The sequence below is a fragment of the Corynebacterium sp. 122RC1 genome (assembly GCF_024580955.1).
Taxonomy (GTDB): domain Bacteria; phylum Actinomycetota; class Actinomycetes; order Mycobacteriales; family Mycobacteriaceae; genus Corynebacterium; species Corynebacterium kozikiae.
This window is the reverse complement of record NZ_JANIKD010000006.1, coordinates 1-25,684: the sequence shown is the minus strand read 5'-3', so window position 1 is coordinate 25,684 and position 25,684 is coordinate 1. Positions and strand designations below refer to the sequence as shown.

Here is a 25,684-nt window from a genome sequence, read left to right as displayed (position 1 = left end):
GCCATGAACACTTTTGATGTTGCGCGCGCCTACACAGGCCTGGGGGTTGACTTTCTTGTCGACGTCGCCAGGGCTGCGCGCAGCATGCCTCGAGCGCAGCTCGCGGAGACGCTGGGTATGGAAACCAGCGAAGTGGGGCGGCTGCTTTGGATCCACGGTTTCTACACCGGCGCTGCGGTCAAGCGGGCGGCGAAAGGCTACGGGCTTGGGGTGCTGCGGGTACTGGCATCCGCGGTGAACCAGCTCACGGCGAAAGATGTCTCTCGGGATGAGGTGCTGATTGAGTGCCTGAAGGCTGTTACTGGGATGAGCGTGGACAAGGCGAAGGCACAAGCAATTGCCATTGTGCGGGAGCATAATCTCACGGGCGTGCCGGTGAAGCGGCTGCCGAAGGCCCAGACGCAGAAGAAGGCGGACGCTGCCGGACAGCGGCGGTTGATGGGGCAGTTTGCGGACGCCGACCTCACGCAGGTCGAACAAAACCTCGCGCCGCGGGTGCGTCAGCTAATGAAGAACGAGGGCATGGAGCATGCGCAGGCGTTCGCAGTGGCAATGCTGGAGCTGCTGAAAGGCGGGCAGCCGCACACCAAAAAGGTCTACATGCCGCTGCTCTTCCTCCCACTGCGCCCCAGCGAGGGCTATTTCAGCGACGGGCATGTGTACACGGCTGATGGGTGTGGCGTGCCTCTCCATGAGCTCGACGGTGTGGAGATCTCCGATACTGGTTTCGTGATCGTGAGTGCAGCCAATGAAAAAGGTGAGATCATGGCGGAGGCGTTGCCAATCCGACGTTTCGCCAACGAAGAGGAACGCCTGGTCATGCGCACCGAGCTCATGATCTGCCCGCACCCAGACTGCGACATGCCGGCATGGAAGTGCCAGTACCACCACATTCAGGCCTGGTCCAATGGTGGGGCCACAGTTATTGAGAACATGATGCTGCTGTGTAGACCACACAATGCCGCAAACGATGACGGGGACCGAGACAAAAATGGGCGGATGTTCCGCGACGCGCGCGGAAGACCCGCCTTCAGGAGGCACGATAAAGCGCCACCTGAATACAACAGCCACCCCGCCACCAAAAAAGGATGGCGAGCGGAAGCTGAACTACACGCTGAAGCCTAGAGCCCGAAGCTGCTCGCGGCCGTCTTCAGTGATCATGTGAGGCCCCCAAGGCGGCATCCACACCCAATTGATGGTGAGCTTGGATGCTGCCCCATTGCCGACCACTGCGGACTGTGCCTGGTCTTCCAGCACGTCCGTAAGTGGGCAAGCGGGTGAGGTGAGGGTCATGTTCACCTGTGCTTCATCGTTGTTTTCGATCCAGATGTCGTAAACGAGTCCTAGGTCTACAACATTGATTCCGAGCTCGGGATCGATCACATCGCGCAAGTACTCCTCCACGTCTGCAGCGCGGGCCAGATCTGCTTCGGACTGCTCGGGTTTCGTTGGCACAGCTTCTTCAGTCATTTTTTCTCCAATGCATCAGCAGTTGCAGCTTGGAAGGCCTTCCAACCAAGCAGAGCGCACTTTACGCGCGCAGGGTATTTGGCCACACCAGCAAAGGCCACACCATCTCCGATGACCTCTGGGTCACCCTCCACGGTGCCGCGGGAGGTCACCATTGTTTCAAACTCCGCAAGCTTGTGCAGCGCCTCATCCACGTTCAGTCCCACGATTTCTTCCGCCATCACAGAAGTGGAGGCTTGGGAAATGGAGCAACCTTGAGCTTCGTAGGAAACATCGGCCACTGTTTGGCCGTCGTCGGAAAGGAGTACCCGGAGCGTGATTTCATCACCGCACGAAGGATTGACGTGGTGAACCTCTGAATTGAAGTCTTCACGCAGCCCTGCGTGGTGAGGGTGTTTGTAGTGATCCAGGATCACTTCCTGGTACATGGATTCAAGGTTCATTGGAAAAATTCCTTGGCGTCCTCGATGGCTGCGGCCAGTCGGTCGATTTCGTCCTTCGTGTTGTAGAGGTAGAAAGATGCCCGTGCGGTGGACTGCACACCGAGGCTTCGGTGAATTGGCCATGCGCAGTGGTGCCCGACGCGGATGCAGACGCCCCGGTCGTCGAGTACCTGCCCTAGGTCGTGGGGGTGGATGCCGTCAACAACAAAGCTGATTGCCCCGCCGCGGTTTTCCGCGGTGGTTGGTCCCACAATCTGAAGCCCCTCAATCGCCTGCAGTTTCTCCAGCGCATAGGCCGTGAGCTCGTGCTCGTGAGCTGCGATGTTTTCCATCCCGATCTCGGAGAGGAACTCCACTGCCGCCCCTAAACCTACTACTTGGCTCGTCATCTGCGTTCCAGCCTCGAAGCGCTGCGGCGGCGCGGCATAGGTGGTGTGCTCCATGGTGACCACTTCGATCATCGATCCGCCCGTGAGGAACGGCGGGAGCGCGGCTAGGTGTTCACGTTTGCCGTATACAGCCCCCACTCCACTCGGCCCGCACATCTTGTGCCCCGAGAACGCCGCGAAGTCTACGTCGAGCTCGTGGAAGTTCACTGGCATGTGTGGGACGGACTGGCACGCGTCTAGTACCACGAGCGCCCCCACCTCTCTCGCTCGCCGCACGAGTTCCTGTACCGGCGCCACAGCCCCGGTGACGTTTGATTGGTGGGTGAACGCTACCACTTTCACGGTGTCGTCGAGTTCAAGTGAGTCTAGGTCGATTCGTCCGTCTGGAGTGGCGGCGTACCATTTGAGGGTTGCGCCGGTCCGTTTGCAAAGCTCTTGCCATGGCACGAGGTTGGCGTGGTGTTCAAGTTCGGTGATGACAACGGTGTCGCCTTCGCCCACGTGCAGCTCCCCTGCTTCTGGGTTGCTAAGGGTGTAGGCGATGAGGTTGAGCGCTTCGGTGGCGTTTTTGGTGAACGCGAGTTCGTCGCCGTGGGCGCCCACGAACGCAGCAATTTTGTCACGTGCTGCTTCGTAGGCGTCGGTTGCTTCCTCGGCTAGTTGGTATGCCCCACGGTGTACGGGGGCGAAGGTCTCTAGCACGAAGCGGCGTTCTGCTTCCCACACCGAGGTTGGGCGTTGCGACGTGGCCCCGGAGTCCAGGTAGGCAAGGGTGGCTCCGCCGCGCACGGTTCGTTCCAGGATGGGGAATTCGGCACGGATTGCCTCGGTGTTGAGTGTCATGATTGCAGGAATTTGTCGTAGCCGTTTGCTTCGAGTTCGTCGGCAAGTTCTGGGCCGCCAGACGTCACGATCTTGCCGTTGGCGAATACGTGCACGTAGTCAGGCTGCACGTAGTTAAGGATGCGCTTGTAGTGGGTGATCATGAGGATGCCGCCGCCGGTTTCTTCCTGGTAGCGGTTGATGCCCTCGGAGACGATGCGCAGGGCGTCCACGTCGAGTCCGGAGTCGGTTTCGTCCATTACTGCGAACTTGGGGCGCAGCAAGTCGAGCTGCAGTACTTCGTGACGCTTCTTTTCGCCGCCGGAGAAGCCTTCGTTGACGGAGCGCTCGGAGAACGCTGGGTCAATCACGAGTTGTTCTTGTGCGGTGCGCACTTCCTTGACCCATTCGCGCAGCTTGGGTGCTTCGCCGCGGACGGCGGTTGCTGCGGTGCGCAGGAAGTTGGCCATGGAGACGCCTGGGATTTCGGTTGGGTATTGCATGGCCAGGAAGAGGCCGGCGCGTGCGCGCTCGTCTACTTCGAGTTCGAGGATGTTTTCCCCGTCCAGCAGCACTTCACCTTCGGTGATTTCGTAGCGTGGGTGGCCTGCCAGGGTGTAGGCGAGCGTGGATTTGCCGGAGCCGTTGGGGCCCATGATGGCGTGGGTTTCACCGGAGTTGATGGTGAGGTTTACGCCCTTGAGGATTGGCTTTGGCTCGGCGTTTTCGTCGGAGGGGATGACTTGGGCGTGGAGGTTGCGGATTTCAAGAGTGCTCATGTGGGTGTTCCTTAGGCTTTGTGAAGTTGGCGGTCGAGTTCTTCGGCTACGCGGCTTTCAAGTTCTTCGCGGATGCTGGCCACTGGAATGCGGCCGATGACCTCGGAGAAGAACCCGCGCACGATAAGGCGGCGTGCTTCTTCGAGTGGGATACCGCGTGCGCGGAGGTAGAACTCTTGTTCATCGTCAAAGCGGCCCACGGTTGCGGCGTGGCCTGCGCCGGTGATTTCGCCGGTTTCGATTTCAAGGTTTGGCACGGCGTCTGCGCGTGCGCCTTCGGTGAGGACGAGGTTGCGGTTCGCCTCGTAGGTGTCGGTGCCCTGTGCGTTAGCTCGGATGAGTACGTCGCCTACCCAAGCGGTGCGGGCGTCCTTGCCTTGGAGTGCGCCCTTGTAGAGCACATTGGAGCGGCAGTTCGGCACGGCGTGGTCTACGAGCAGTCGCTGCTCGAAGAACTGCCCTGCGTCGGCAAAGTAGACGCCGAGCAGTTCGGCGTCGCCGCCTGGGGCGGTGAACTTGACGCGCGGGATGAGGCGCACAAGCTCGCCGCCGAAGACTGCGGTGTTGAGGCGCAGCACAGCATCGCGTCCGACGATCGCGCATTGGCCCGAGGCGTGGACGGCGTCGTCGTCCCAGGATGCGTCCACGATCACCGTGAGGCGGGCGGCGTCTCCGAGAACGAATTCCACGTTGTCGGCGTGGGTGGCGCTGCCGGTGTAGCGCAGGTCTACTACTGCTTCCGCGCCGGTGGCTACCTCAATAACCAGGTGGCCAAAGGTGACTCCCTCGCCGGCGCCGGTAAAGCTCACCACGATTGGTTCCTCAACCTTGGTGTTGGCGGGCACGCTCACCAGGGTGGCGGAGGTTGCGGAGGAGTAGGCCTGTGCACCTACTCGGTCCACTGCCCCGCCTGTGCGGCCCACGCGGGCGTCGTCCATGCCTACGGTTTCTACGGTGACGGGCGCTTCGGCCTTTACCGCGTATTCCGCGCTGGCCACGTCGCCAAAGCTGCCGTCGTGCAGGCCCCGCAGGCGGCGCAGCGGCACGAATTGCCACACTTCGTCGCGGCCTTGGGGGACCTCAAAGTCTTCGACGGAGAAGGAGGTGAACAGGTCGCCTTTGTTGTTGTGGACGGTTGCGTTTTTGACCATTTAGCCCACGGATCCTTCCATTTGCAGTTCGATGAGGCGGTTGAGCTCGAGGGCGTACTCCATTGGCAGTTCCTTGGCGATTGGCTCCACGAAGCCGCGCACGATCATGGCCATTGCCTCGTCTTCCGCGATGCCGCGGGACATGAGGTAGAACAACTGCTCCTCGGAGACCTGGGAGACGGTAGCCTCGTGGCCCAGGGAGACGTGGTCGTTGCGGATGTCGTTGTATGGGTAGGTGTCGGAACGGGAGATGTTGTCCACCAGCAGCGCGTCACATTCCACGTTGGAGGTGGAGTGGTGGGCGTTTGCGTTGATGCGCACCAGGCCGCGGTAGGCTGCACGGCCGCCGCCGCGGGCCACGGACTTGCTCACGATGTTCGAGGAGGTGTAAGGCGCCATGTGCGTCATCTTTGCGCCGGTGTCCTGGAACTGGCCTTCACCAGCGAAGGCCACGGAAAGCACCTCGCCCTTTGCGTGGGGGCCGGTCATCCACACGGCTGGGTACTTCATGGTCACCTTGGAACCGATGTTGCCGTCCACCCATTCCATGGTGGCGCCCTCTTCGCACTTGGTGCGCTTGGTGACCAGGTTGTACACGTTGTTGGACCAGTTCTGAATGGTGGTGTAGCGGCAGCGACCACCCTTCTTCACGATGATCTCCACAACGGCGGAGTGCAACGAGTCGGACTTGTAGATTGGCGCGGTGCAGCCTTCCACGTAGTGGACGTAGGCGCCCTCATCCACGATGATCAGGGTGCGCTCGAACTGGCCCATATTCTCGGTGTTGATGCGGAAGTAGGCCTGCAGCGGGATCTCCACGTGCACGCCCTTAGGCACGTAGATGAAGGATCCGCCGGACCACACTGCGGAGTTGAGGGCGGAGAACTTGTTGTCACCAGCGGGGATGACGGTGCCGAAGTACTCGCGGAACAGTTCCTCGTGTTCCTTGAGCGCGGTGTCGGTGTCCACAAAGATCACACCCTGGGCTTCCAGGTCCTCGCGGATTTGGTGGTAGACCACCTCGGACTCGTATTGTGCGGCAACGCCTGCAACGAGGCGCTGCTTCTCGGCCTCTGGGATGCCCAGGCGGTCGTAGGTGTTCTTGATGTCCTCTGGGAGGTCTTCCCAGCTCGTTGCCTGCTGTTCGGTGGAGCGGACAAAGTATTTGATGTTGTCAAAGTCAATGCCGGAGAGGTCGGCGCCCCAGGTGGGTAGTGGCTTCTTGTCAAAGATTGCCAGGGCCTTGAGGCGCTGTTCGAGCATCCATTCCGGTTCGTTCTTCTTCGCGGAGATGTCTCGCACTACGTCTTCGTTCAGGCCGCGGCGCGCTGAGGCACCTGCGACGTCGGAGTCGTGCCAGCCGTAGTTGTATGGGCCGATGGACTCGATGATCTCGTCGTCGGTCTGTGGACTAGTCATCAACCGCTCCTTTCTTATGGGTGTGTATCGGGGTGATGGGGATGTTGGTGGTGCAGATGTTGTGCCCGTCAGCGATGGAGGCCAGCGGTTGCACGTGGTGGCCGAGCAGCTCAGCGATTACTTGATGCTCCGCCTCACAGAGTTCGGGGAACTCCTGCGCTACCTCCGCAATTGGGCAATGGTGCTGGCAAATTTGCACACCTTTGCCCGCTTGGGTGACGGTGGCGGCGTATCCGTGATTGCTGAAGGCTTCCACGACGGCTGTGGCCGTTTCGCGTATCGACGCCTCGTCGCGCGCGCTCGGTGCGGCGATTCCCTGGAGGATCCGCTCAACACGCTTGAGTGCGAAAGATTTCACAGCCTCCTGCCCCGCAGTCTCCCGCAGGGTTTCCAGGGCGAGTGCCGCGAGGGTGTCATATTCATGGCCAAACTGGGCTCTGCCACTCGCGGTGAGCCGGAACGCCTTTGCAGGCCGCCCACGTCCATGTGAACGGCGGGCTGGTGCCAGTTCAGCGAGGCCTTCATCAACGAGCACATCTAAATGCCGCCTGATCCCGGTGGCGGACAGCCCCAACTGTTCCGCCAATTGCGTTGCGCTAATCTGCCCCGCCTTCAGGATGAGGAGCATGATTTCGCGGCGGGTTTCGCCTTCGGTGGATCGAGCATCCGCCCCATGTACTTTGGCGATTGCTCTCACCTCCTTTACTCGAATCCGGTCTAGACATCCGTGGCCGCGGACATCTTTTAGCAACACTAATATGTCGCTATTCATTCCGCCACTTTCCGACCTTGTAAGATAAGCGGCGTGAGAAAACGCGTGCGCGAGGCCGCAAGGCGCCTATGGAGCGAGGCCCCCCAAGTGGGGCGGGCCGGTTCGCGCTCGGCTCATTTGCACGTGGAGGTGCCCACCCAGCGGGTCTTTGGCCTCGTTGCCACAGCAACGGGTGTAGACATTTTGCAGCGCGCTCACCTGCGCTACACCGACCTCCGAAAATTCGCCTTCATCCGCTGGCTCGGCACCCTCGGCGCGTTGCTGCTCGGTTTCGGGGCCCTCGGCGCCGGGGCGCTTCCGGTGGTGGACAATCCCTACACAAGTTTCCCGGGTGGCGCGCTCATGGTGCGCATGATGAGCGCGTCGATGATGCTCTGCTTCGTCGGTGTTGGCTGCCTTGTGGTTGCCTGGGTACTGCTTGCGCCGTTCACGGGCGCCTTCCTGTTCCCCAAGCAGCGCGACCCCGGCGTCGTCAGCGTGAGTATGCTGCGGCGCACATTTCTGGCGTGGAGCTTGCCGATCCTGGCGAGCGCGCCAATGTTTACGCAGGATATCTACAGTTATTTGGCCAACGGCTCGATTACCCGCCAGGGCTTGGACCCTTACGTGGCGGGGCCGGTGGAAATCTTGGGCGCGGACGACCCACTGGCCAGAAGCGTTCCCTTTATTTGGGCGAACTCCCCCTCACCATATGGCCCGGTGGCGTTGGGGATCGCCAAAATTATCAGCATTGTGACCTCAGATAATGTTGCGTGGGCGGTGTTCGCGCACCGGCTGTGCTCCATCGTTGGTGTGGCTCTCGCTGGCTGGGCAATCGTGGCGCTAGCAAAGCGCTGCCGGGTGCGCCCCCAGGCTGCACTATGGCTCGGTGTACTCAATCCGCTCACGATCTTGCACCTGATCGGCGGCATCCATAACGAGGCGATTCTCCTGGGGTTGATGCTGTGCGGGCTGGAGCTGGGGCTGCGCGGAGCCTGGCGGCTGGAAACTGGGCTGTTTCCCAGCGCGGCAGCGCACATTGCCGCCTCCGGCTTACTGATCTCTTGCGCCGGCATGGTCAAGGTCACCGGCTTTATGGCGCTAGGTTTTGTGGGCATGGTGCTGGCCCGCAGCCTGCATGCGCGTGGCTTGGCAAAGTGGTGGGCCCTGACGCTGGCGATCGCCTGCCAGATCCTGGTGTTGTGCCTGAGTGTCGCGTTGGTGACGTGGGTGTCCGGGATTGGCTTGGGCTGGATCACCAGCCAGGGCGGCGCGGTGACGATCCGCAGTTGGATGTCCGCAACCACCTCGGTGGGCGTGATTTTCGGCTGGGTGGGAATGGTCTTAGGCCTCGGTGATCACACGGAGGCCATGCTGAGCGTCACTCGCGGCGTGGGCATTGCGGCTATCCTCGCGTTCACGGTCCGCATGCTTTTCGCAGTGTTGAACGGCCGGATTGCTGCCGTGGGCGGGCTCGGCGTAGCAACATTGGTGCTGGTGGTGCTGTTCCCCGTGGTGCACCCCTGGTACGCGCTCTGGGCAATTCTGCCGCTTGCGGCATGGGCAAACAGACTGCTCTTCCAAGTTGGCGTGCTTGTCTACTCGGTGGTGGTTTCCTTCATGGTGCTGCCCAGGGGGCTTTCCTTGCCGCCGCTGACGGTGTTCACGGTGTACGTGGGTTCTTTTGTGGCTTTGGCAATTCTTCTTGCAGTGTTGTGGTGGGCCTTCAACGCTCGCAGCCGGCGTCGCCTACACTAAACACCCGAGACGATTCGCTTGTGAGGAAGAAGGAACATGCCCGGACCTGCGCTGGAAGTTCGCGGAGTGAGCAAACGCTTTGGCGCCAAAACAGCGGTGGATAACGTGAGCTTCAGCCTCAACGAAGGCGAGGTGCTGGCATTGCTTGGGCCCAACGGCGCAGGCAAAACAACCACCATTGAGATGTGCGAAGGCTTCCAAACCCCGGATCAAGGCAGTATCAGCGTGCTTGGGTTGGATCCCAGCTCGCAAGCCGACGCCGTCCGGGCGCAGGTGGGCATCATGTTGCAGGGCGGGGGTTCCTACACCGGCATTCGGGCGGGTGAGGCGCTGCGCCTGGCCGCGTCGTATAGCGAAAACCCCCTGGACCCCGCATGGCTGCTGGAGCTGCTTGGGCTGCAGAACGTGGAAAAAACCTCCTACCGCAGACTTTCAGGAGGCCAGCAGCAACGGCTTTCGCTAGCGATGGCGCTGGTGGGGCGGCCGCGGCTGGTGTTCCTGGATGAGCCCACTGCGGGCATGGACTCGCAGTCGCGGCACATGGTGTGGGAGCTCGTACGCGCACTGCGTGCCGACGGCGTGGCGGCAGTACTCACCACGCACCTCATGGATGAGGCGGAGGCGCTCGCCGATTCCGTGGTGATTATCGACCACGGCAAGGTAGTGACCTGCGGCTCCCCCGCGCAACTGCGCGGCAGCAACGCCGCCAACGCAAGCTTCAGCACTGAGGTCGCGTTGCCGGTAGACCTGCGCACGCGCCTCGGCGCTGTGGAAACCCGCCCGCTGCACTACCGCCTGACGCAGCCAGCAACCCCGGCCCTGTTGGCGGAGGTGGCGCACGCCTGCGCTCAGGAGGGCATCTTGATCACGCAGTGGTCAACGCATCAGCAATCCTTGGAAGATGTCTTCCTTGAAATCACCGGTCACGAGCTGCGCAGTTAGGAATAACAACAGTGTTTGCACCAGGGACGTTTCGCCCACAACCCACACCAGCTTCCGCCGCAGCGATGCTCGCCGCGCAGACGAAAATGGAGGCCAAGCTTTTTCTGCGCCACGGCGAACAGCAACTGCTAAGCTTCGTGATTCCGCTGGCCATGCTCATCGCGATTGCAACATTGCCACTGCTCGATTCGCCGCAACCCCTGCAGGACAGCTTTCCGGTACTTCTGGCCATCGCTGCGATGAGCTCGGGCTTCACCGGTCAAGCCATTTCCCTTGCCTTTGACCGGCGCTATGGCGCGTTGAAGCGCACCGGTGCTTCGGGGGTGCCCAGTTGGGTGATCGTGAGCGGGAAGGTGCTCGGGGTCGCGGTGGTAAGCCTGCTCCAAGTGGTGTTGCTCACGGTTGTTGCGTTGCTTTTTGGCTGGAACGGCAACTTCGGTCTCGGTGTAGGGGTGTTCGTGGTTGGCGTGGTTGCTTTCGGTGCAATGGGCCTGTTGATGGGCGGGACGCTGAGTTCGGAGCTTGTCCTGGGCCTGGCCAACCTTATCTGGTTTGCGCTGGTGGGCGTTGCTTCCTACCTCATCTTCGTGGCCCCGGAGGTTCCCCGCGCGCTGGAGCTTATTCCTTCCGTGGCGCTGTCCCAGGGCCTCGTGCACGCCTTTGATGGGGTGTTCCCCGCCTTTGAAATCCTGATATTGCTGGGCTGGACGGCCGCAGCGGCAATTGCCGCAATCAAGTGGTTCAAATTCGCGTGACACGGCCAACGAGCCATGGACGCGGAGTAGAATGAACCAACGTGTCTAGCCTAACCACAGCCCCTTCAATACAAACCCAACGTAAACTCGCGCTGAGCCTCTTGCTGGCTCAGGGCGGTATCACGGTGACCGGCTCCATTGTGCGCGTCACTGGTTCAGGACTCGGCTGCAATACATGGCCGAACTGCCACCCCGGCTCTCTGGTGCCGGTGCCAGGCGCTGCACCGTGGATTCACCAGGCTGTGGAGTTTGGCAACCGCCTGCTCACTTTCGTCTTGGTGGCACTCACGGTCGCGGTGTTCGTTGCGGTACTGCGCGCTGGTCGGCGCAAGGAAATCATCATCCACTCGGTGATTCAGGGTGTCGGTGTGATCATCCAGGCGGTGATCGGCGGCATCTCCGTGTGGCTAGACCTCAAGTGGTGGGCCGTTGCTCTCCACTTCCTGCCGTCCATGCTCTTGGTGTGGCTCGCGGCAATTCTGTTTGTGCGGGTGGGTGAACCCGACGACGGCGAAGTGCGCTACACCTACTCATCTGGCCTGCGTTGGCTGGCTGCGCTCGGTGCGGTGCTGCTCTCCGGTGTGCTTATGACCGGCACCATGGTCACCGGCGCTGGCCCGCACTCCGGTGATGATGGCGTTGGTATGGAAGGCCGCCTTGAGGTGGACATCGATTGGATCGCGCATGTTCACGCATGGGTCATGTACGCCTACCTTGCTGCAACGGTACTGCTCCTCATTGGCCTCATTTTGCAGCAAGCGCCACAGCGTCAGCGTAATCAGGCATGGTTGCTCATCGGAATGATCTTGGTTCAGGCGGCAGTGGGTATTGGCCAGTACCACCTGCAGGTTCCACGCTGGAGCGTTCCTATCCACATCGGCTTGTGCTCCTTTGTGGTTGCTGCCACGGCAATTCTGTGGGCCATCGGTAAGGTGCGCGTTGGCGGCCAAGCAACCCTGACGGGAAGCCCCGCAGGGGACGCGAAGCGCACGGTCACCGTGTAAAAGCTTCCGTATAAAAGCTCAAGAAAAGGGGCCAGTCCGCAGTGGACGGGCCCCTTCTTCTGTGCACCCAAAAACTACTCCCCACCGGCTAAGGTCTACTTTTGCAGTCCAACCGATGGGGAGACGTTCAGCAATTGTGCAGCTTGTGACCGCTTAAGCGGTGAAGCGGCGTGCAGCGAAGGCGGCTGCGCCGATCACGGAGAGCACAGTCAGCGAGAGCAGCACGGAGGCAACTGGGTTCACGCCGGTCTGAGCGGCAACACCACGGACAGCGTCGTTGGCCTCACCCTGTGCGGAGGAGCCTGAACCGGAAGCGGAGGCGGAGGAACCGCCGCCTGCACCGGAGGAGCTGATTGCTGCGGCAACGCCGAGGCCTGCTGCGATGGCCAGTGGGTTGATACCGGTGGTTTCAAACTCGTAGATCTGGCCCTGGATGCGTGCGGCAAATGCTTCAACGCTGATGGCTTCGCCGTCTGCGATCTCGGCGAGCTGCTTGCCAGCGTCTGCCTGGTTCAGTACGTAGAAGGTTTCATCCTGTGCGAGGTACCAGGTCTGGCCGCCCCACTCCACAGTGTATGGAGGGTTGCCGGACTTCAGACGCTCAACGAGCGCCTTGGCTGCGGCAACATCGAAGGCCGCCTCGGAAGAGCCGAGTGCGGAGGAGGAGGCGGTGGACTCCTCGCCTGCAGCGTCAGCCTCCAGGACTGCCTTGATAGCTGCGGCCATCTCTTCGAAGGTGCGGGTCTCAGCACCTGCGGTGTAGGTGTCGTTCTCCAGGCTCCAGGTCACGCCTTCGAGCTCGATAGTGAAGCTTGGGTCGTTACCTTCGATGTTGCGCAGGGCGGTTTCGAGGCTGGTGCGCTCAGCTTCAGTCAGGCCAGAGGCTGCTGCAGTGGTGGTTTCGGAAGAAGTGAGAGAGCTCTGAGCCACGGCCTGAGGCGCGATCGCCAGGGAGCCGGCCAGGGCCAGAGAAAGTACGGAAATACCGATTCGCTTCATGAGGGGGAAGACTCCTTGAAGTTGTAGTAAGTGGATTCGGTGCTGCAATAGCGCCGCGTACCGGCAAGCAATCAAGTCACGCCAGTCACGCCAGTCACAACAGCACCACACGCACTATTAAACACACTAGTCACAAAAGTCTCAAGTCTTCCTTAAGAGTTCTTTCAGCCACTCCTCGCAGTTGAGCGCGCCGAAAAGACCATTTCCGCAGGCGCAAACGATGCGCATTCCCCCCACCCCCGCAACACGCATTTACCGTTGAATTTCAGTCACACGATCCAAAACCAGTGACTCCGCATCCCGAGCCTGCCCCGCTGGCGCCTGGTTGGCGTCGGTAGGCGGGGCTTGAGGGGCACGGCGGCCTGGGTACGGCTGAGAGTTAGCAAAAGGCGCGCGATCTACTTCCCGCGCAGCGCCGTCAGGGCTCTCCACGCCGGTTTGCGGTGCCGGCTCAGCGGTCTCATTCGCTTGAGCCACTGGGGCGTCCTCGGTGGCTTCGTCAGCAAAGCCTAGGAACTGCCAGCCCACCACCACATTGCGCACCGATTCCGCAAACACGTTCTGCGGCTGGATGCAGCTAATGGTGAGCAGACGCCCGGGGGTAGCCTCGGTGCCCCACACGGCGTCATCGGTGGAGAGGGTGTCCTTCTGCGGTGAGTGCAGATCCGTGACCTGGTACACCAAGTAGCGATCACCTGAGGATTCGGTCTTGAGGAACATTCGGTCGTTGACCGCCACGGAATGCGCATCGGCGGAGACGTCGTAAAGCTTGTCAAACACCGCCGCCACCCCAGCTCCCGCATGTCCCGCAATCACCACGATGTCCGAGGCATCACTCGCGGGCAATTCGTAGGGTCGATCCTCGGGGGTGTAGGTGCAGGCCTCGGTGATGCTCTCCGGGTCGATCGCGCCGTCCACCGTGCGGCAAGAACCCTCCTCAAACGCCGCAGTGAGCTCGATACGCGGAATCACCATCTCCACCGCTGGGGATGCAGCAATGGTTGAGGTGTCCACGTCCTGCGCAGGGGGCACTTCCGACGTCTCCATGTTCGCTTGCGTCCGCGCCGGCAGCGGCGCCACCTCTTCAACGGAGACCTGCGTTGACGAACACGCAGAGACCGCAGTCAACGCAATCAGAGCAGCAGCAGCAGCAACAGCCGTTCGGGCGAGCGTCAACCCCTTCACGTGCATGGTTACACCCCGACGCCGATCATGTGGGCGATGGTTTCCAGCCCCAGCACGGCGTCCACGGAAAGACCAACGAAAAGGATGGAGAGGTAGTTGTTGGAGAGGATGAACAGCTTGAGCGGCTTTACCTTCGCGCCGGCCTTCACGCCCTGGTGCAGGCGGATCGCCATAATGAGGAACCACACGCCGGAGGCCACAGAAATTACCGCATAGATCCAGCCGGCGGCGGGGATAAGCAGCCAGGTGGTGATCACGGTGGCCCAGGTGTACCACACGATCTGCTTGGTTACCTCAAGTTCGGGTCGCACCACGGGAAGCATGGGCACGCCGGCTGCGGCATAGTCTTCCTTATATTTCATGGCCAGCGCCCAGGTGTGCGGTGGGGTCCAGAAGAAGATAATGAGGAACAGCACAATCGCCTGCCACCAGTGCGCGGGCGTTGCGGCCGGTAGGTTATCGGTGATCACTGCCCAGCCGACCATCACGGGCATACAACCCGCGGCACCGCCCCATACGATGTTCATGTGGGTCCGGCGCTTGAGGTACTTGGTGTACACCCCGATGTAGAAGGCGATGGTCAAAAGGATGAACCCAGCGGCGAGCCAGGAGTTGCACAACAATCCGAGCCACAGCACGGAAGCGATGGTGAGCACCCACGCGAAGATGGAGGCGTTGCGGTTGCTCACGGTGTGGCGCACCAGGGGGCGGGCACGGGTGCGGCCCATCTTCTGGTCAATATCCGAATCGGCCACCATATTAAAGGTGTTTGCCGCCGCGGCACCCATCCAGCCGCCGAACAAGGTGGCCAAGATGAGCACAATGTTGTTTTCGCCGCGCTGCGCCTGAAGCATCGCAGGGATGGTAGCAACGAGGAGAAGTTCAATGACCCGCGGCTTTGTCAGTGCGATATAGGCCTTGATTTTCTCCAAGGCGATTCCCTCCATTACCAATTTCTTCAGCTACTTGTACCGAATTAGATTCATCTTCAAAAAGCCAACTCTAGCGGCCTGCGCCCACAAGCGATAAACGGCGCACCGAAAAGGTCGGCCAGGGAAGCGAAAAAGTTCCCCAGATCATTGTTTTCCCCCAAAGCACGTGATCCGACGCCACCCGACGCAGGCGCAAACCAACATCGGCACGCGGAGCAATATCACAACCAACAAAGCTTCAAAGGCGGCTACAGTGGTGGGAGTTATCCAACAATTCTGAAAAGAAAAGGACTCCCCCGTGGCTTTGTCACCCGAACTTCAGGCTCTCACCACAGCAAACTACCCATCAGATTGGACTGAGGTAGACACCAAGGCGGTGGACACCGTCCGCGTCCTGGCCGCCGACGCCGTGGAAAACTGCGGATCTGGCCACCCAGGTACTGCGATGAGTCTCGCGCCATTGGCGTACACCCTTTACCAGCGCGTCCTGGACCACGACCCAGCAGACACCAACTGGGCAGGCCGTGACCGCTTTGCCCTTTCCTGCGGCCATTCCTCACTCACCCAGTACATCCAGCTCTACCTGGGTGGTTTCGGCCTTGAGCTTGAGGACCTCAAGGCGCTGCGCACCTGGGGTTCACTCACGCCGGGCCACCCTGAGTACCGCCACACCAAGGGCGTGGAAATCACCACGGGCCCCCTGGGTCAGGGCCTGGCTTCCGCGGTGGGTATGGCCATGGCGGCTCGTCGTAAGCGCTACTTGCTCGACCCCGAGGCACCTGCCGGGCAGTCCCCCTTTGACCACTACATCTACGTGATCGCTTCCGACGGCGACCTGCAGGAAGGCGTGACCGCAGAGGCCTGCTCCCTCGCCGGTACGCAACAGCTCGGTAACCTGATTGTGTTCTGGGATGACAACCGTATTTCTATTGAGGACAACACCCAGATCGCCTTCACCGAGGACGTGGTAGCCCGTTACCGCGCCTACGACTGGCAGGTGATTGAGATTGAGGGCGGCGAGGACGTTGCCGCAATCGAGGAGGCAGTTGCCAAGGCCAAGGCGGAGGTCAACCGACCAACCTTTATTCGCGTCCGCACCGTCATTGGCTACCCTGCGCCAAACCTCATGAACTCCGGTGCCGTCCACGGTGCCGCACTGGGCAAGGATGAGGTTGCCGCAACCAAGAAGGTACTCGGCTTTGATCCCGAGGAGACCTTCGCCGTTGCCCCTGAGGTCATTGAGCACACCCGGAAGCTTCGTGAGCGCGGCGCCGAGAAGCACGCCGAATGGCAAGAGCGATTCAACAAGTGGGCAGAGGCCAACCCGGAGGGTAAGGAACTGTTCGAGCGCCTGAGCACCCGAACCCTGCCTGAAGACTTCGACGCCGAGCTCCCCACCTGGGAGGCGGGCGAATCCGTGGCAACCCGCAAGGCCTCCGAGGCGACACTGCAGGCACTGGGCAAGACCCTGCCTGAGCTCTGGGGTGGCTCCGCCGACCTCGCAGGCTCCAACAACACCGTGATCAAGGGTTCCCCGAGCTTCGGCCCAGAAGAAATCACCACGGAGACCTGGACCACCACTCCGGGTGGCCGCAACCTGCACTTCGGCATTCGCGAGCACGCCATGGGCGCAATCCTCAACGGCATCTCCTTGCACGGTGGCACCCGCCCATACGGCGGCACCTTCCTGATTTTCTCCGAGTACATGCGTCCCGCCGTGCGCCTCGCCGCACTGATGGAAACAGACGCCTACTACGTGTGGACCCACGATTCCATTGGCCTGGGCGAGGATGGCCCAACCCACCAGCCAGTCGAGCAGCTCGCTGCGCTGCGCGCAATCCCCGGCGTGGCCGTGCTGCGCCCAGCCGATGCCAATGAGACAGCAGCCGCCTGGCGCGCAGCCCTGCTGGCCGATGAGGGCCCGAAGGGACTCGCACTGACCCGCCAGAACCTCCCTGTGCTCGAGGGCACCAAGGAGAAGGCCACCGAGGGCGTGGTGCGCGGCGCATACATCCTGGTGGAAGGCTCCAAGCCAACCCCTGACGTTATCCTCATGGGCACCGGCTCCGAGGTGCAGTTGGCAGTGGAGGCCGCAAAGACCCTGGAGGCACAGGGTGTTGCCGCCCGCGTCGTGTCAGTGCCTTGCCTTGACTGGTTCCTGGAGCAAGACGCCGCATACCGCGAGGAGGTGCTGCCTGCTGCAGTCACCGCTCGCGTGTCCGTTGAGGCCGGCATCGCAATGCCGTGGTACCGCCTTCTTGGTGACCGGGGCCGCGCGGTTTCCCTGGAGCACTTCGGCGCCTCCGCCCCATACGAAAAGCTCTTTGAGGAGTTCGGCATCACCGCTGAGGCAGTAGTCGCCGCCGCAAACGAGTCCCTGCAGGCCTAACCCAGAATGTGGAAGGAATAACCCATGAATGCAATTGATGCCCTCGCCGCCGCAGGTACTTCGACCTGGCTGGATGACCTCTCCCGCGAGCGCCTGAACTCCGGTAATTTGGCGGAGATCATTGAATCCAAATCTATCGTCGGCGTGACAACCAACCCTGCGATTTTCGCCGCCGCGATGAGCAAGGGCAACGCCTACGACGAGCAGATTGCCGCCCTGCGTGAAGAAGGCGCCACCGCCGACAACGCCGTCTACGCAATGAGCATTGATGATGTAAAGGCAGCCGCCGACCTATTCACCACCATCTACCAGGACTCCAAGGGCTACGACGGCCGCGTGTCCATCGAGGTGGACCCCCGCATCTCCGAGGACCGCGAGGCTACCCTGGCGCAGGCCCGCGAACTCTGGGAGCGCGTGGACCGCGAGAACGTGATGATCAAAATTCCAGCAACCCCTGGTTCGCTTCCCGCCATCACCGACGCCCTGGCCGAGGGCATCTCCGTGAACGTCACCCTCATCTTCTCCGTTGCCCGCTACCGCGAGGTCATCAACGCGTACATTGAGGGCATCAACCGCGCCGCCCAAGCTGGCCTCGACGTCTCCAAGATCCACTCCGTAGCATCCTTCTTCGTCTCCCGCCTGGATACTGAGGTAGACAAGCGCCTGGAGGAGATCGGTACCGACGAGGCCCTCGCTCTTCGCGGCAAGGCCGGTGTGGCCAACGCGCGCCGTGCGTACGCGGTGTTCCAGGAATTCTTCGACTCCCCCGCCGCCGCCGAGCTCCCCGACGGCGCGAATGTGCAGCGCCCCCTGTGGGCGTCGACAGGCGTGAAGAACCCCGAATACCCCGCAACGCTGTACGTCACTGAACTGGCCGGGCCTTCCACGGTGAACACTATGCCGGAGCCCACCATCGACGCCACCCTCGCCGCGGACAATGTTTCCGGCGACACCCTGAGTGGCACCGCGGAGGAGTCGCTGGCAATCTTCGAGCAGCTCAGCGCCGTTGGCATTGACTTTGAAGATGTGTTTGCCACCCTGGAGCGCGAGGGCGTGGACAAGTTCGTCCAGGCCTGGGATGAGCTCCTGAGCTCCATGGAGCAGCGCCTCAGTTAGGCGGCCCGCAGAACACACCCACACCAAGCCGGTGATTTTGGGTGTGTTTTGCTCATTAAAGGAATTTCCCTTCAGACAAAATATCTGTTTGAAGGTAGAAATAGGTAGACAAAGGTAGACTAAACAACCGTGACTGACCAGCTTCAACAACAACACGGGCCGTGGATCAACCCACTGCGCGACCCCAATGACAAGCGCCTGCCGCGCATTGCCGGGCCCTCCGGCATGGTGATCTTCGGTGTCACCGGTGACCTCGCCCGCAAAAAGCTGCTGCCCGCCATTTATGACCTGGCGAACCGCGGCCTCCTGCCGGCAGGCTTCCCGCTGGTGGGATACGGCCGACGTGACTGGGACCAATCAGACTTCCAGGATTACGTTCGCAAGGCGGTTGAGGCTGGGGCACGCACGGAGTTCCGCGAAAACGTGTGGCACCGCCTCGCCGAGGGCATGCACTTTGTCACCGGCAATTTTGACGATGACCAGGCCTTTGACAACCTGGCCACCAAACTTGAGGAGTTGGATTCCGAGCGCGGCTCCGCCGGCAACTGGGCCTTCTACCTCTCCGTGCCACCGGACTTCTTCTCCGACGTGTGCCACCAGCTCCAGCGCTCCGGCCTGGCACAGGCGGGTCCACAGCAATGGCGCCGCGTCATTGTGGAGAAGCCTTTTGGCCACAACCAGGAGACCGCCACCAAGCTCAATGAGCTGATTAACTCCGTGTTCGAGGAGAAGTCGGTGTTCCGCATCGACCACTACCTGGGCAAAGAGACGGTGCAGAACATTCTGGCGCTGCGCTTTGCCAACCAACTGTTTGATCCGATGTGGAACTCCCACTATGTGGATCACGTGCAGATCACCATGGCTGAGGATATTGGCCTCGGCGGCCGCGCCGGCTACTACGACGGCATCGGTGCCGCCCGCGACGTCATCCAAAACCACTTGATCCAACTGCTGGCGCTGGTGGCAATGGAGGAGCCGATCGACTTCACCCCGGAGCAACTGCAGGCAGAAAAGATCAAGGTGCTCAAGGCCACCCGCGCGGTCGAGCCCCTAGCTAAGACCACTGCCCGCGGCCAGTACACCTCCGGCTGGCAGGGTTCCGAGTTTGCCAAAGGCCTGCGCGAGGAGGAAGGTTTCGATCCCGAATCCACCACGGAGACGTATGCCGCCTGCACCTTAGAGATCAATTCCAGGCGCTGGGCCGGCGTGCCTTTTTACCTGCGTACGGGCAAACGCCTGGGCCGCAGGGTCACGGAGATCGCCCTGGTGTTCAAGGACGCACCTCACCAGCCATTCCCTGAAGGTTCCCGCCATGCGCAGGGCCAGAACGTGGTGGTGATTCGAGTGCAGCCCGATGAGGGCATGATCATGCGGTTTGGCTCCAAGGTGCCAGGCTCAGCCATGGAGGTTCGTGACGTCAACATGGACTTCTCCTACTCTGAGGCCTTCACCGAGGAATCTCCGGAGGCATACGAACGCCTTATTTTGGACGCCCTTCTGGATGAGGCCAGCCTCTTCCCCACCAACGAAGAGGTGGAGCTGAGCTGGCAGATCCTTGATCCAATCTTGGATTTCTGGGCAGAAAACGGCCGCCCCGACGAGTACCCAGCCGGTACGTGGGGCCCGGAGTCCGCTGATCGCATGTTGTCCCGTTTTGGCCGCGCGTGGCGCCGCCCCTAACGCCCGCCTTTTGCAAGGAGTCTTTCCGTGATCTTTGATCTTCCAGAGACCAACACCCAACAGATCGCCAAAACCCTGGTGCGCATCCGCGATACGGGCAACCAAAACACCACTTCCAGGGTGCTCACGCTCATCGTGATCGCGCAGGCATCCGACGACATCGATGCCATCATCACCGCCACGAACGATGCCTCCCGCGAGCACCCCTCACGTGTGATCGTGCTGGTGGTAGACGACACTGAGGCAGAAACCCGCCTGGACGCCCAGGTGCGCATCGGCGGCGACGCCGGCGCCAGCGAGGTTGTCCTCATGAAGCTTCGCGGCGAGGTAGGCAAGCACCTGGTCCACGTGGTCACTCCCCTCTTGCTCCCGGACACCCCAATCGTGGCCTGGTGGCCCTACTCAGCGCCGGTGAACCCTGGCCAGGATCCACTTGGCAAAATTGCGCACCGCCGCATTACCGATTCCCAGTACGATCCCCCGGTGGACGCGCTCTACAACCGGCGCAACCACTACACCCCAGGTGACTCGGACTTCGCCTGGGCGCGGCTCACCCCGCTGCGCGGCATCCTGGCCTCCACCCTGGACCAACCCCCTCATGAGATGGTGCAAGAGGCAAAGGTGTATGGCCACCACGATTCCCCAAGCGTGGACCTGGCCGCTGGCTGGCTCACGGACCGCCTCGGTGTGACTGTAACCCGCGTCAACGCGGACACCACCGAGTTTTCCTACGATTCCGCTGGCCGCGCCCATGTGCCCATCTCCAAAGTGGAACTTGTCCGGCCCTCGGGCACCGTGGTCATTGAAACGGTGGCCGACCCGGAGGTGCTGCGTGTGAGCCTGCCCGATCGCGCACCCGCCCTGGTTGCGGTGAGCCTGCGCACGGAGGCCGACTGCCTCGCCGAAGAGCTGCGGCACCTGGACCCAGACATCGCCTACGCCCGGGCACTTCGCGGCCTGAGCCGGGTGGAATACCTCACGCACTAAGGAGAGCCCAATGGTTGAAGTATTGCGACTGCCAGATCTTCAGGCCGTGATCGACCAAGCCGCCGAGCGTTTCCTCGAGGTAGCGCGTGCCGACGGCGCCAAACACATCGTGCTCACCGGAGGCGGGGCCGGTATCGGCCTGCTGCGCAAACTGCGGGACGCCGATGTGGACTGGAGCGGTATCCACCTCTACTTTGGCGACGAGCGCAACGTACCCGTTTCCCACGAGGATTCCAACGAGGGCCAGGCACGCGAGGCGCTGCTGGACCACATTGCCATCCCGGCGGAGAACATTCACGGGTACGGCTTGGGCGAAGTGTCCATGGATGAGGCAGCGGCAAAGCTCGAAGCAATCCTGCCTGAGCACTTCGATCTGCACCTTATGGGCATGGGCGGAGAGGGCCACATTAACTCCCTGTTCCCCCACTCACAGGCAACGGCCGAGGAGAATTGTTTGGTGGTTCCTGTGGAGGATTCCCCCAAACCACCAGCACAGCGTGTGACCCTCACCTTCCCCGCCATTGCGCGCGCGAAGCGTGTGTGGCTGCTGGTTGCCGGCGAGGAAAAGCATGAGGCTGCCCAGCATGTGATTGACGGGGCCGACCGCATGGACTGGCCCGCAGCGGGTGCGAAGGGCCAGGAGGAAACGCTGCTGTTCCTGGCGTAGAGGTGTGCGCATATGACTACAACCAACGAGATCAGGGTCGCGGAGGTAGCGGACGCGGGGGTCGTCGCAAAGCTATTGCGCGATTTCAACACAGAGTTTGATACCCCGGTTCCCGAAGGCCTTGAGGAGCGGTTTGCGCAGATCATCGCACACGACGACGCCTTCGTTCTCCTCGCCGGCGATATTGGTTTCGCCTACGTCACCCTGCGCCCGAGCCCGTATTACGACGGGCCGGTGGCGATGCTCGACGAGCTCTACGTCGCACCTGCCCACCGCAATCGCGGGGTCGGCACGGCGCTGCTGCAGCGGGTCTTCGAGGAGATCCGCAAGCACAGCGCCGGCGAATTACAAATCAACGTCGACGAGGTAGACACCGATGCGCGCCGCTTTTACGAACGCCACGGCCTGACCAACATCGAGCAAGGCTCCCGCATGCTGCTCTACATCCGGGAGCTTTAGGCCGGAAGCGATAGCTTTGCGACGAGCCCACCACCGGCCCGCGGCGCAAGCACCAGGGATCCGCCATGGGCGTTCGCGATCGCATCGACGAGTGCCAGCCCGAGCCCGTGGCCGGCACCTGCGGTGCGTTCGGCGCGCGCGAATGGTTCGGTCCAGGTTGCAACCTCGGCCGCGGAGTAGGTCTCGCCGCCGGATTCCACGGTGACCTCAGCGAAGTTGCCCACCTTGCGCAGGGTGAGCGCGGGGTTGTTGCCGTGGGTGAGTGCGTTGCGCACCAGGTTGTCCACCGCCTGGCGGGTCAGGGTGGGGGAGGCGTCCACGGTCACGGGCACGGCGTCGGCGGGGACGTTGCGGTCGGCGCACACCTCGCGGCACAGTTCTGCCAGGTCGAGGCGCTGCCGGTCGCGCACGTCCACGTTGGCCAGCTGGAGTAGGGCGGCGACGGTGTCGGCGCTGCGGGCGTTGACCTCGCGCACGCGGGTTAGCGTGGGACGCAGCCCGCCGTCGTCGCCGGTCAGGGCCACGTCTGCCATGGTCTGGATGGTTGCGATCGGAGTCTTCAACTCATGGGAGGCGTTGGAGGCGAACCGGCGCTGGCGCTCCACTGCGCCCGCCAATTCGTCGAGCATGACGTTGAGCGCGTCTGCGAGTTCGCCGACCTCGTCGTCGGGACCATGGTGGGTGATGCGGGCTGAGAGGTCGCCGCGGGTGACGGAGGCGGCGTCGTCGGCAATGTCGCGAAGAGGTTTGATCACCAGGCCTGCCACGAACCAGCCGATCACACCCGCAAGCAGGGTCAACAGGGCAAGTACCGACAGGGAGGCGAGGAGGACGCGGCGCAGGATCTCGCTGGTGATCGGCACGGCACCGTCGATGATGACACCGTCCTCCACCGTGGGGAAGGTGGCCGTTACCGGCACCGGGGTGAGCTTCAGGTAGGCATACACCAGCCCGATCAGAGCCAACCCCATCCCAAGCACCGTGGCCACGAACATCACCGTAATGCGGGCCCGCAAACTCAGCCTCATCGTTCCTCCTCCGCCACGTAGTAGCCGGCGCCGGCCACGGTGTGCACGATGCGCGGTTCGCCTAGCTTCTTGCGCAGGTGCGACACCGTCACGCGCGGGGAGTTGGTGAACGGGTCCGCGTTTTCGTCCCACGCCTCCGCGAGCAGGTCCTCGGCAGAGATCACCCCGCCGTCGGCCTCCATGAGTACCTCGAGCACAGCGAACTCCTTCGGGCTCAGTGGCACCGTCTCGCCACCACGGGTGACCTCGCGCCGAAAGGTGTCTAGGCGCACATCCCCGCAGCGATACACCTCGCCGCGCGCCGGGGCGTTGCGCTTCGCCAACGCATTAACCCGCGCGATTAACTCCGGCACCTCGAACGGTTTGGGCAGATAATCGTCGGCGCCGAGCCCGAAGCCTTCCAGCCTGTCGTCCAGGGAGCCGGACGCGGTCAGCATGATCACCCGGGTCGCGGGATGCGTATCGACGACCCACCTGCACACCTCATCACCATGCAACCCCGGCAGGTCCCGGTCGAGCACGACGACGTCGGGGCGGGTGTCGTCGATACGCGAACGCGCCTCCAAGCCGTCATACACGGCACTAGCCTGCATGTTTGCGTTGTTGAGTGCGGTGGCGATGGCGTCGGTGAGATAGGCTTCGTCGTCGATCACAAGTACCCGAATTGTCATGAGCCCGATCGTATCGGCGGGGGTGTTGCGCCCACGTTAACGTCACCGCAACATCTGGCTGCGTAACTTCCACAGCCATGCAGACCCGAAACGTAGGAATCGACGCCGCCCGCGCGCTGGCACTCGTCGCCATGATGGTCGCGCACCTCACCGTCCAAGAGGGCATCACTGCACAGGTGCTGTTCGGCTTCCCGGCCGCACTGTTCGCCTTCATCGCCGGTGTCTCAATGGGGTACATGCGCGCCCAGCCCGCCGAGTTCATCGTGCGCGGCATCCTTCTGATCGCCCTGCACTTCGCGCTCGCCCCATTTTCGGGGTCGATCGTGGTGGTGCTCGGCACCATCGGGGTCTGCATGGCGCTGCTCGCCTGGGCGCCACGCTGGGACACACCACTGTTGCTGTGGCTCGCGTGCGCCCTCACTTTTGGCTCGGCGGTGCTCGCGCCGTCGTCCTGGCCGTACCCGCCCATGATGTGGGCCACGCTCATGATCGCCGGCATCCTGTTCAAACGCTACATGCCGTTGTGGCCCGGCCTCGTGGTCGGCGGGGCGCTGTTCGCCCTGGATGTGGCGCTGCGCTGGACCACACCGTTGCCACCGCTTCTCGACGCCACCGGCCACACCGGAGGACTCATGGACGTTGTGGGCAGCGTGGGGGCGTCGATAAGCATCTGCGCCCTGTGCTGCCTGGCGCAACGCTGGCTCGGATGGCTCGCCCCGCTGGGCCGGATGCCGCTGACTCTGTACTGCATCCACGTGCTCACCGCCGAGTGGCTCAACGTTTGGGTGACCGTGGGCGGCGCCATCGTGATCGCTTACGTATGGCTCGCGATATTTCAGCGCGGGCCGCTTGAAACTGTAATTCGCCGCATCACCGCGGTAGTGAAGGAGAACAATCGTGAAAAAGCTCGCAGCTAGCCTCGCCGTCGCAGGCGCCCTCGTCGCCCAGCCCGCATGGGCGATGGAAAGCACCACCTTCGCCGGCGACGTCGACGAAGCCAAGCCCGTGGTCTCCGTGCGTGTCGACGACTCCGATCCCGACGACGGCGTCTGCACCGGCACCGCCATCGACCCCCACTGGGTCATCACCGCCCGCCACTGCGTCGAGGCCGCCGCCAAGCCGGGCGGCTCGGTGCGCACCGGCCAGGGAGACGACCAGCGCGTCTACAAGGTGGACCGCCACGAGGTTGCCCCGCGCGGCGACATCGCCCTGCTCCACACCGAAGAGGAAATGCAGCTAGATACGTTCGCCGAGGTTGCAGACGAGGTCCCCGCCGGCGCTGTGAACATCTACGGCTGGTCCTCCGACGGCTCGGGAGGCTCCACCGAGCTGCCCTCCGCCGAGGCCGAGGTCCGCGGCGATTCCCCGCTCGCCCTTTTCGACGCCCCAACCGCCCTCGAGGTCGCCCTCAAGAACGGCGCCCGTATCCAGCCGGGCGACTCCGGCGGCGCTATCTTCGCCGACGGCAAGGTCGCCGGCATCATGTCGGCTGGACTCTTCGAGGACCCGGACAACCCGACGGAGGAGGAAATGACCTCTAATGCCGCCGTCGCGGTGGCGCCGGTTGCCGAGCAGGCCGAGTGGATCCGAGGCGTCGTCGGTGGTGAGGGTGCGGATTCTTCCGCGGACGCTTCTCCGGAAGCTGAGGCTGAGCCATCGGCTTCCTGGCGCAACGTCGCGATCGGCCTGGGCGTTTTGGCCCTCGTCGTTGCTGGGTTCCTGGTGCTGCTGCGCCGCCGCTCCAACTAGGCTTTGTGTTGAGGGGGTGTTCCTATATAGGTTGTCAACTCCGTGGGTGAGATTGTTGGGGGTGTGAAGGGCTTCTGTTTTACTTCGGCGATGTTGTTTTCGGGCATGCTGAGGGGCCGATTGGGCTTCCTGCGCAATC

At 62.3% G+C, this 25,684-nt stretch carries 25 protein-coding genes; 13 read left to right on the top strand and 12 right to left on the bottom strand.

The window, feature by feature from the left end; all coding sequences use genetic code 11:
- The first annotated feature begins 3 nt into the window (after positions 1-3).
- Positions 4-1,125, top strand: a complete 1,122-nt coding sequence (locus NQ050_RS04415) for an HNH endonuclease signature motif containing protein (RefSeq protein ID WP_257038076.1) — start codon at positions 4-6, stop codon at positions 1,123-1,125.
- Here NQ050_RS04415 and NQ050_RS04410 read toward each other — a convergent pair.
- From NQ050_RS04410 to NQ050_RS04380, 7 genes are read right to left on the bottom strand one after another with little or no spacing between them, the layout of a single operon-like run.
- On the bottom strand, positions 1,108-1,470 hold the full coding sequence (locus tag NQ050_RS04410) for a metal-sulfur cluster assembly factor (RefSeq protein WP_257038075.1): 363 nt from the start codon (positions 1,468-1,470) through the stop codon (positions 1,108-1,110). The two genes, NQ050_RS04415 and NQ050_RS04410, sit on opposite strands and share 18 nt — an antisense overlap.
- Positions 1,467-1,913 carry a Fe-S cluster assembly sulfur transfer protein SufU gene (gene sufU / locus NQ050_RS04405; RefSeq protein ID WP_257038074.1) on the bottom strand — a complete coding sequence of 149 codons (447 nt, stop codon included), beginning with the start codon at positions 1,911-1,913 and terminating at the stop codon, positions 1,467-1,469. The genes NQ050_RS04410 and sufU overlap by 4 nt, the downstream gene beginning before the upstream one ends.
- Positions 1,910-3,145: a cysteine desulfurase gene (locus tag NQ050_RS04400; RefSeq protein ID WP_257038073.1), complete on the bottom strand. Its 1,236-nt coding sequence runs from the start codon at positions 3,143-3,145 to the stop codon at positions 1,910-1,912. The genes sufU and NQ050_RS04400 overlap by 4 nt, the downstream gene beginning before the upstream one ends.
- A complete protein-coding gene (sufC, locus tag NQ050_RS04395) occupies positions 3,142-3,903 on the bottom strand; it encodes a Fe-S cluster assembly ATPase SufC (protein WP_257038072.1) in 762 nt (253 codons plus the stop codon). The genes NQ050_RS04400 and sufC overlap by 4 nt, the downstream gene beginning before the upstream one ends.
- Before the next feature lie 11 nt (positions 3,904-3,914).
- Positions 3,915-5,054: a Fe-S cluster assembly protein SufD gene (gene sufD, locus NQ050_RS04390; protein ID WP_257038071.1), complete on the bottom strand. Its 1,140-nt coding sequence runs from the start codon at positions 5,052-5,054 to the stop codon at positions 3,915-3,917.
- The gene (gene sufB / locus NQ050_RS04385) at positions 5,055-6,473 is read right to left on the bottom strand and encodes a Fe-S cluster assembly protein SufB (RefSeq protein ID WP_257038070.1); all 1,419 of its coding nucleotides are present in this window, start codon (positions 6,471-6,473) and stop codon (positions 5,055-5,057) included.
- Positions 6,466-7,101, bottom strand: a complete 636-nt coding sequence (locus NQ050_RS04380) for a helix-turn-helix transcriptional regulator (RefSeq protein WP_373456447.1) — start codon at positions 7,099-7,101, stop codon at positions 6,466-6,468. Before NQ050_RS04380 ends, sufB begins: the two co-directional genes overlap by 8 nt.
- A 177-nt stretch (positions 7,102-7,278) precedes the next feature.
- Here NQ050_RS04380 and mptB point away from each other — a divergent pair, with 177 nt between their 5' ends.
- The 4 genes from mptB (at position 7,279) to NQ050_RS04360 (ending at position 11,683) form a co-directional block, all read left to right on the top strand.
- Positions 7,279-8,982, top strand: coding sequence for a polyprenol phosphomannose-dependent alpha 1,6 mannosyltransferase MptB (mptB, locus tag NQ050_RS04375; RefSeq protein WP_373456446.1), 1,704 nt, complete (start codon positions 7,279-7,281; stop codon positions 8,980-8,982).
- Positions 8,983-9,018: 36 nt separating this feature from the next.
- Positions 9,019-9,924, top strand: a complete 906-nt coding sequence (locus NQ050_RS04370) for an ABC transporter ATP-binding protein (RefSeq protein ID WP_257038068.1) — start codon at positions 9,019-9,021, stop codon at positions 9,922-9,924.
- Between the two features lie 65 nt (positions 9,925-9,989).
- The gene (locus NQ050_RS04365; protein WP_257038167.1) at positions 9,990-10,679 is read left to right on the top strand and encodes an ABC transporter permease; all 690 of its coding nucleotides are present in this window, start codon (positions 9,990-9,992) and stop codon (positions 10,677-10,679) included.
- 41 nt (positions 10,680-10,720) lie between these two features.
- Entirely contained in the window at positions 10,721-11,683 is a 963-nt protein-coding gene (locus NQ050_RS04360; protein WP_257038067.1) for a heme A synthase, read from the top strand.
- 153 nt (positions 11,684-11,836) lie between these two features.
- Here NQ050_RS04360 and NQ050_RS04355 read toward each other — a convergent pair whose 3' ends face one another.
- From NQ050_RS04355 to NQ050_RS04345, 3 genes are all read right to left on the bottom strand, one after another.
- Positions 11,837-12,682, bottom strand: a complete 846-nt coding sequence (locus NQ050_RS04355; RefSeq protein ID WP_257038066.1) for a hypothetical protein — start codon at positions 12,680-12,682, stop codon at positions 11,837-11,839.
- Positions 12,683-12,934: 252 nt separating this feature from the next.
- Positions 12,935-13,873 carry a hypothetical protein gene (locus NQ050_RS04350; RefSeq protein WP_257038065.1) on the bottom strand — a complete coding sequence of 313 codons (939 nt, stop codon included), beginning with the start codon at positions 13,871-13,873 and terminating at the stop codon, positions 12,935-12,937.
- A gap of 2 nt (positions 13,874-13,875) precedes the next feature.
- Positions 13,876-14,799 (bottom strand): heme o synthase, encoded by a 924-nt coding sequence (locus NQ050_RS04345; RefSeq protein ID WP_257038166.1) that lies wholly within the window; start codon positions 14,797-14,799, stop codon positions 13,876-13,878.
- 298 nt (positions 14,800-15,097) lie between these two features.
- On the opposite strand from NQ050_RS04345, the gene tkt reads away from it, so the two are divergent.
- The 6 genes from tkt to aac(3)-XI all read left to right on the top strand — a co-directional run bounded on the left by tkt (position 15,098) and on the right by aac(3)-XI (position 22,097).
- Positions 15,098-17,188 (top strand): transketolase, encoded by a 2,091-nt coding sequence (gene tkt / locus NQ050_RS04340; protein ID WP_257038064.1) that lies wholly within the window; start codon positions 15,098-15,100, stop codon positions 17,186-17,188.
- Positions 17,189-17,212: 24 nt separating this feature from the next.
- Positions 17,213-18,304, top strand: a complete 1,092-nt coding sequence (gene tal, locus NQ050_RS04335) for a transaldolase (RefSeq protein ID WP_257038063.1) — start codon at positions 17,213-17,215, stop codon at positions 18,302-18,304.
- 129 nt (positions 18,305-18,433) lie between these two features.
- Entirely contained in the window at positions 18,434-19,984 is a 1,551-nt protein-coding gene (gene zwf / locus NQ050_RS04330; protein ID WP_257038062.1) for a glucose-6-phosphate dehydrogenase, read from the top strand.
- A gap of 27 nt (positions 19,985-20,011) precedes the next feature.
- Entirely contained in the window at positions 20,012-20,971 is a 960-nt protein-coding gene (locus tag NQ050_RS04325; protein WP_257038061.1) for a glucose-6-phosphate dehydrogenase assembly protein OpcA, read from the top strand.
- Between the two features lie 10 nt (positions 20,972-20,981).
- On the top strand, positions 20,982-21,638 hold the full coding sequence (gene pgl / locus NQ050_RS04320) for a 6-phosphogluconolactonase (protein WP_257038060.1): 657 nt from the start codon (positions 20,982-20,984) through the stop codon (positions 21,636-21,638).
- 12 nt (positions 21,639-21,650) lie between these two features.
- Positions 21,651-22,097, top strand: coding sequence for an aminoglycoside N-acetyltransferase AAC(3)-XI (gene aac(3)-XI / locus NQ050_RS04315; RefSeq protein WP_046095284.1), 447 nt, complete (start codon positions 21,651-21,653; stop codon positions 22,095-22,097).
- On the opposite strand, the gene NQ050_RS04310 is transcribed toward aac(3)-XI, so the two are convergent.
- The gene (locus NQ050_RS04310) at positions 22,094-23,125 is read right to left on the bottom strand and encodes a HAMP domain-containing sensor histidine kinase (RefSeq protein ID WP_046095285.1); all 1,032 of its coding nucleotides are present in this window, start codon (positions 23,123-23,125) and stop codon (positions 22,094-22,096) included. The genes aac(3)-XI and NQ050_RS04310 overlap by 4 nt on opposite strands.
- A complete protein-coding gene (locus tag NQ050_RS04305; protein ID WP_368734676.1) occupies positions 23,122-23,790 on the bottom strand; it encodes a response regulator transcription factor in 669 nt (222 codons plus the stop codon). The genes NQ050_RS04310 and NQ050_RS04305 overlap by 4 nt, the downstream gene beginning before the upstream one ends.
- Before the next feature lie 83 nt (positions 23,791-23,873).
- Here NQ050_RS04305 and NQ050_RS04300 point away from each other — a divergent pair, with 83 nt between their 5' ends.
- Together NQ050_RS04300 and NQ050_RS04295 are read left to right on the top strand one after the other, a co-directional pair.
- Positions 23,874-24,713 (top strand): DUF418 domain-containing protein, encoded by an 840-nt coding sequence (locus NQ050_RS04300; RefSeq protein WP_257035490.1) that lies wholly within the window; start codon positions 23,874-23,876, stop codon positions 24,711-24,713.
- The gene (locus NQ050_RS04295) at positions 24,694-25,545 is read left to right on the top strand and encodes a trypsin-like serine protease (RefSeq protein WP_049147424.1); all 852 of its coding nucleotides are present in this window, start codon (positions 24,694-24,696) and stop codon (positions 25,543-25,545) included. The genes NQ050_RS04300 and NQ050_RS04295 overlap by 20 nt, the downstream gene beginning before the upstream one ends.
- Positions 25,546-25,684 lie beyond the last annotated feature (139 nt).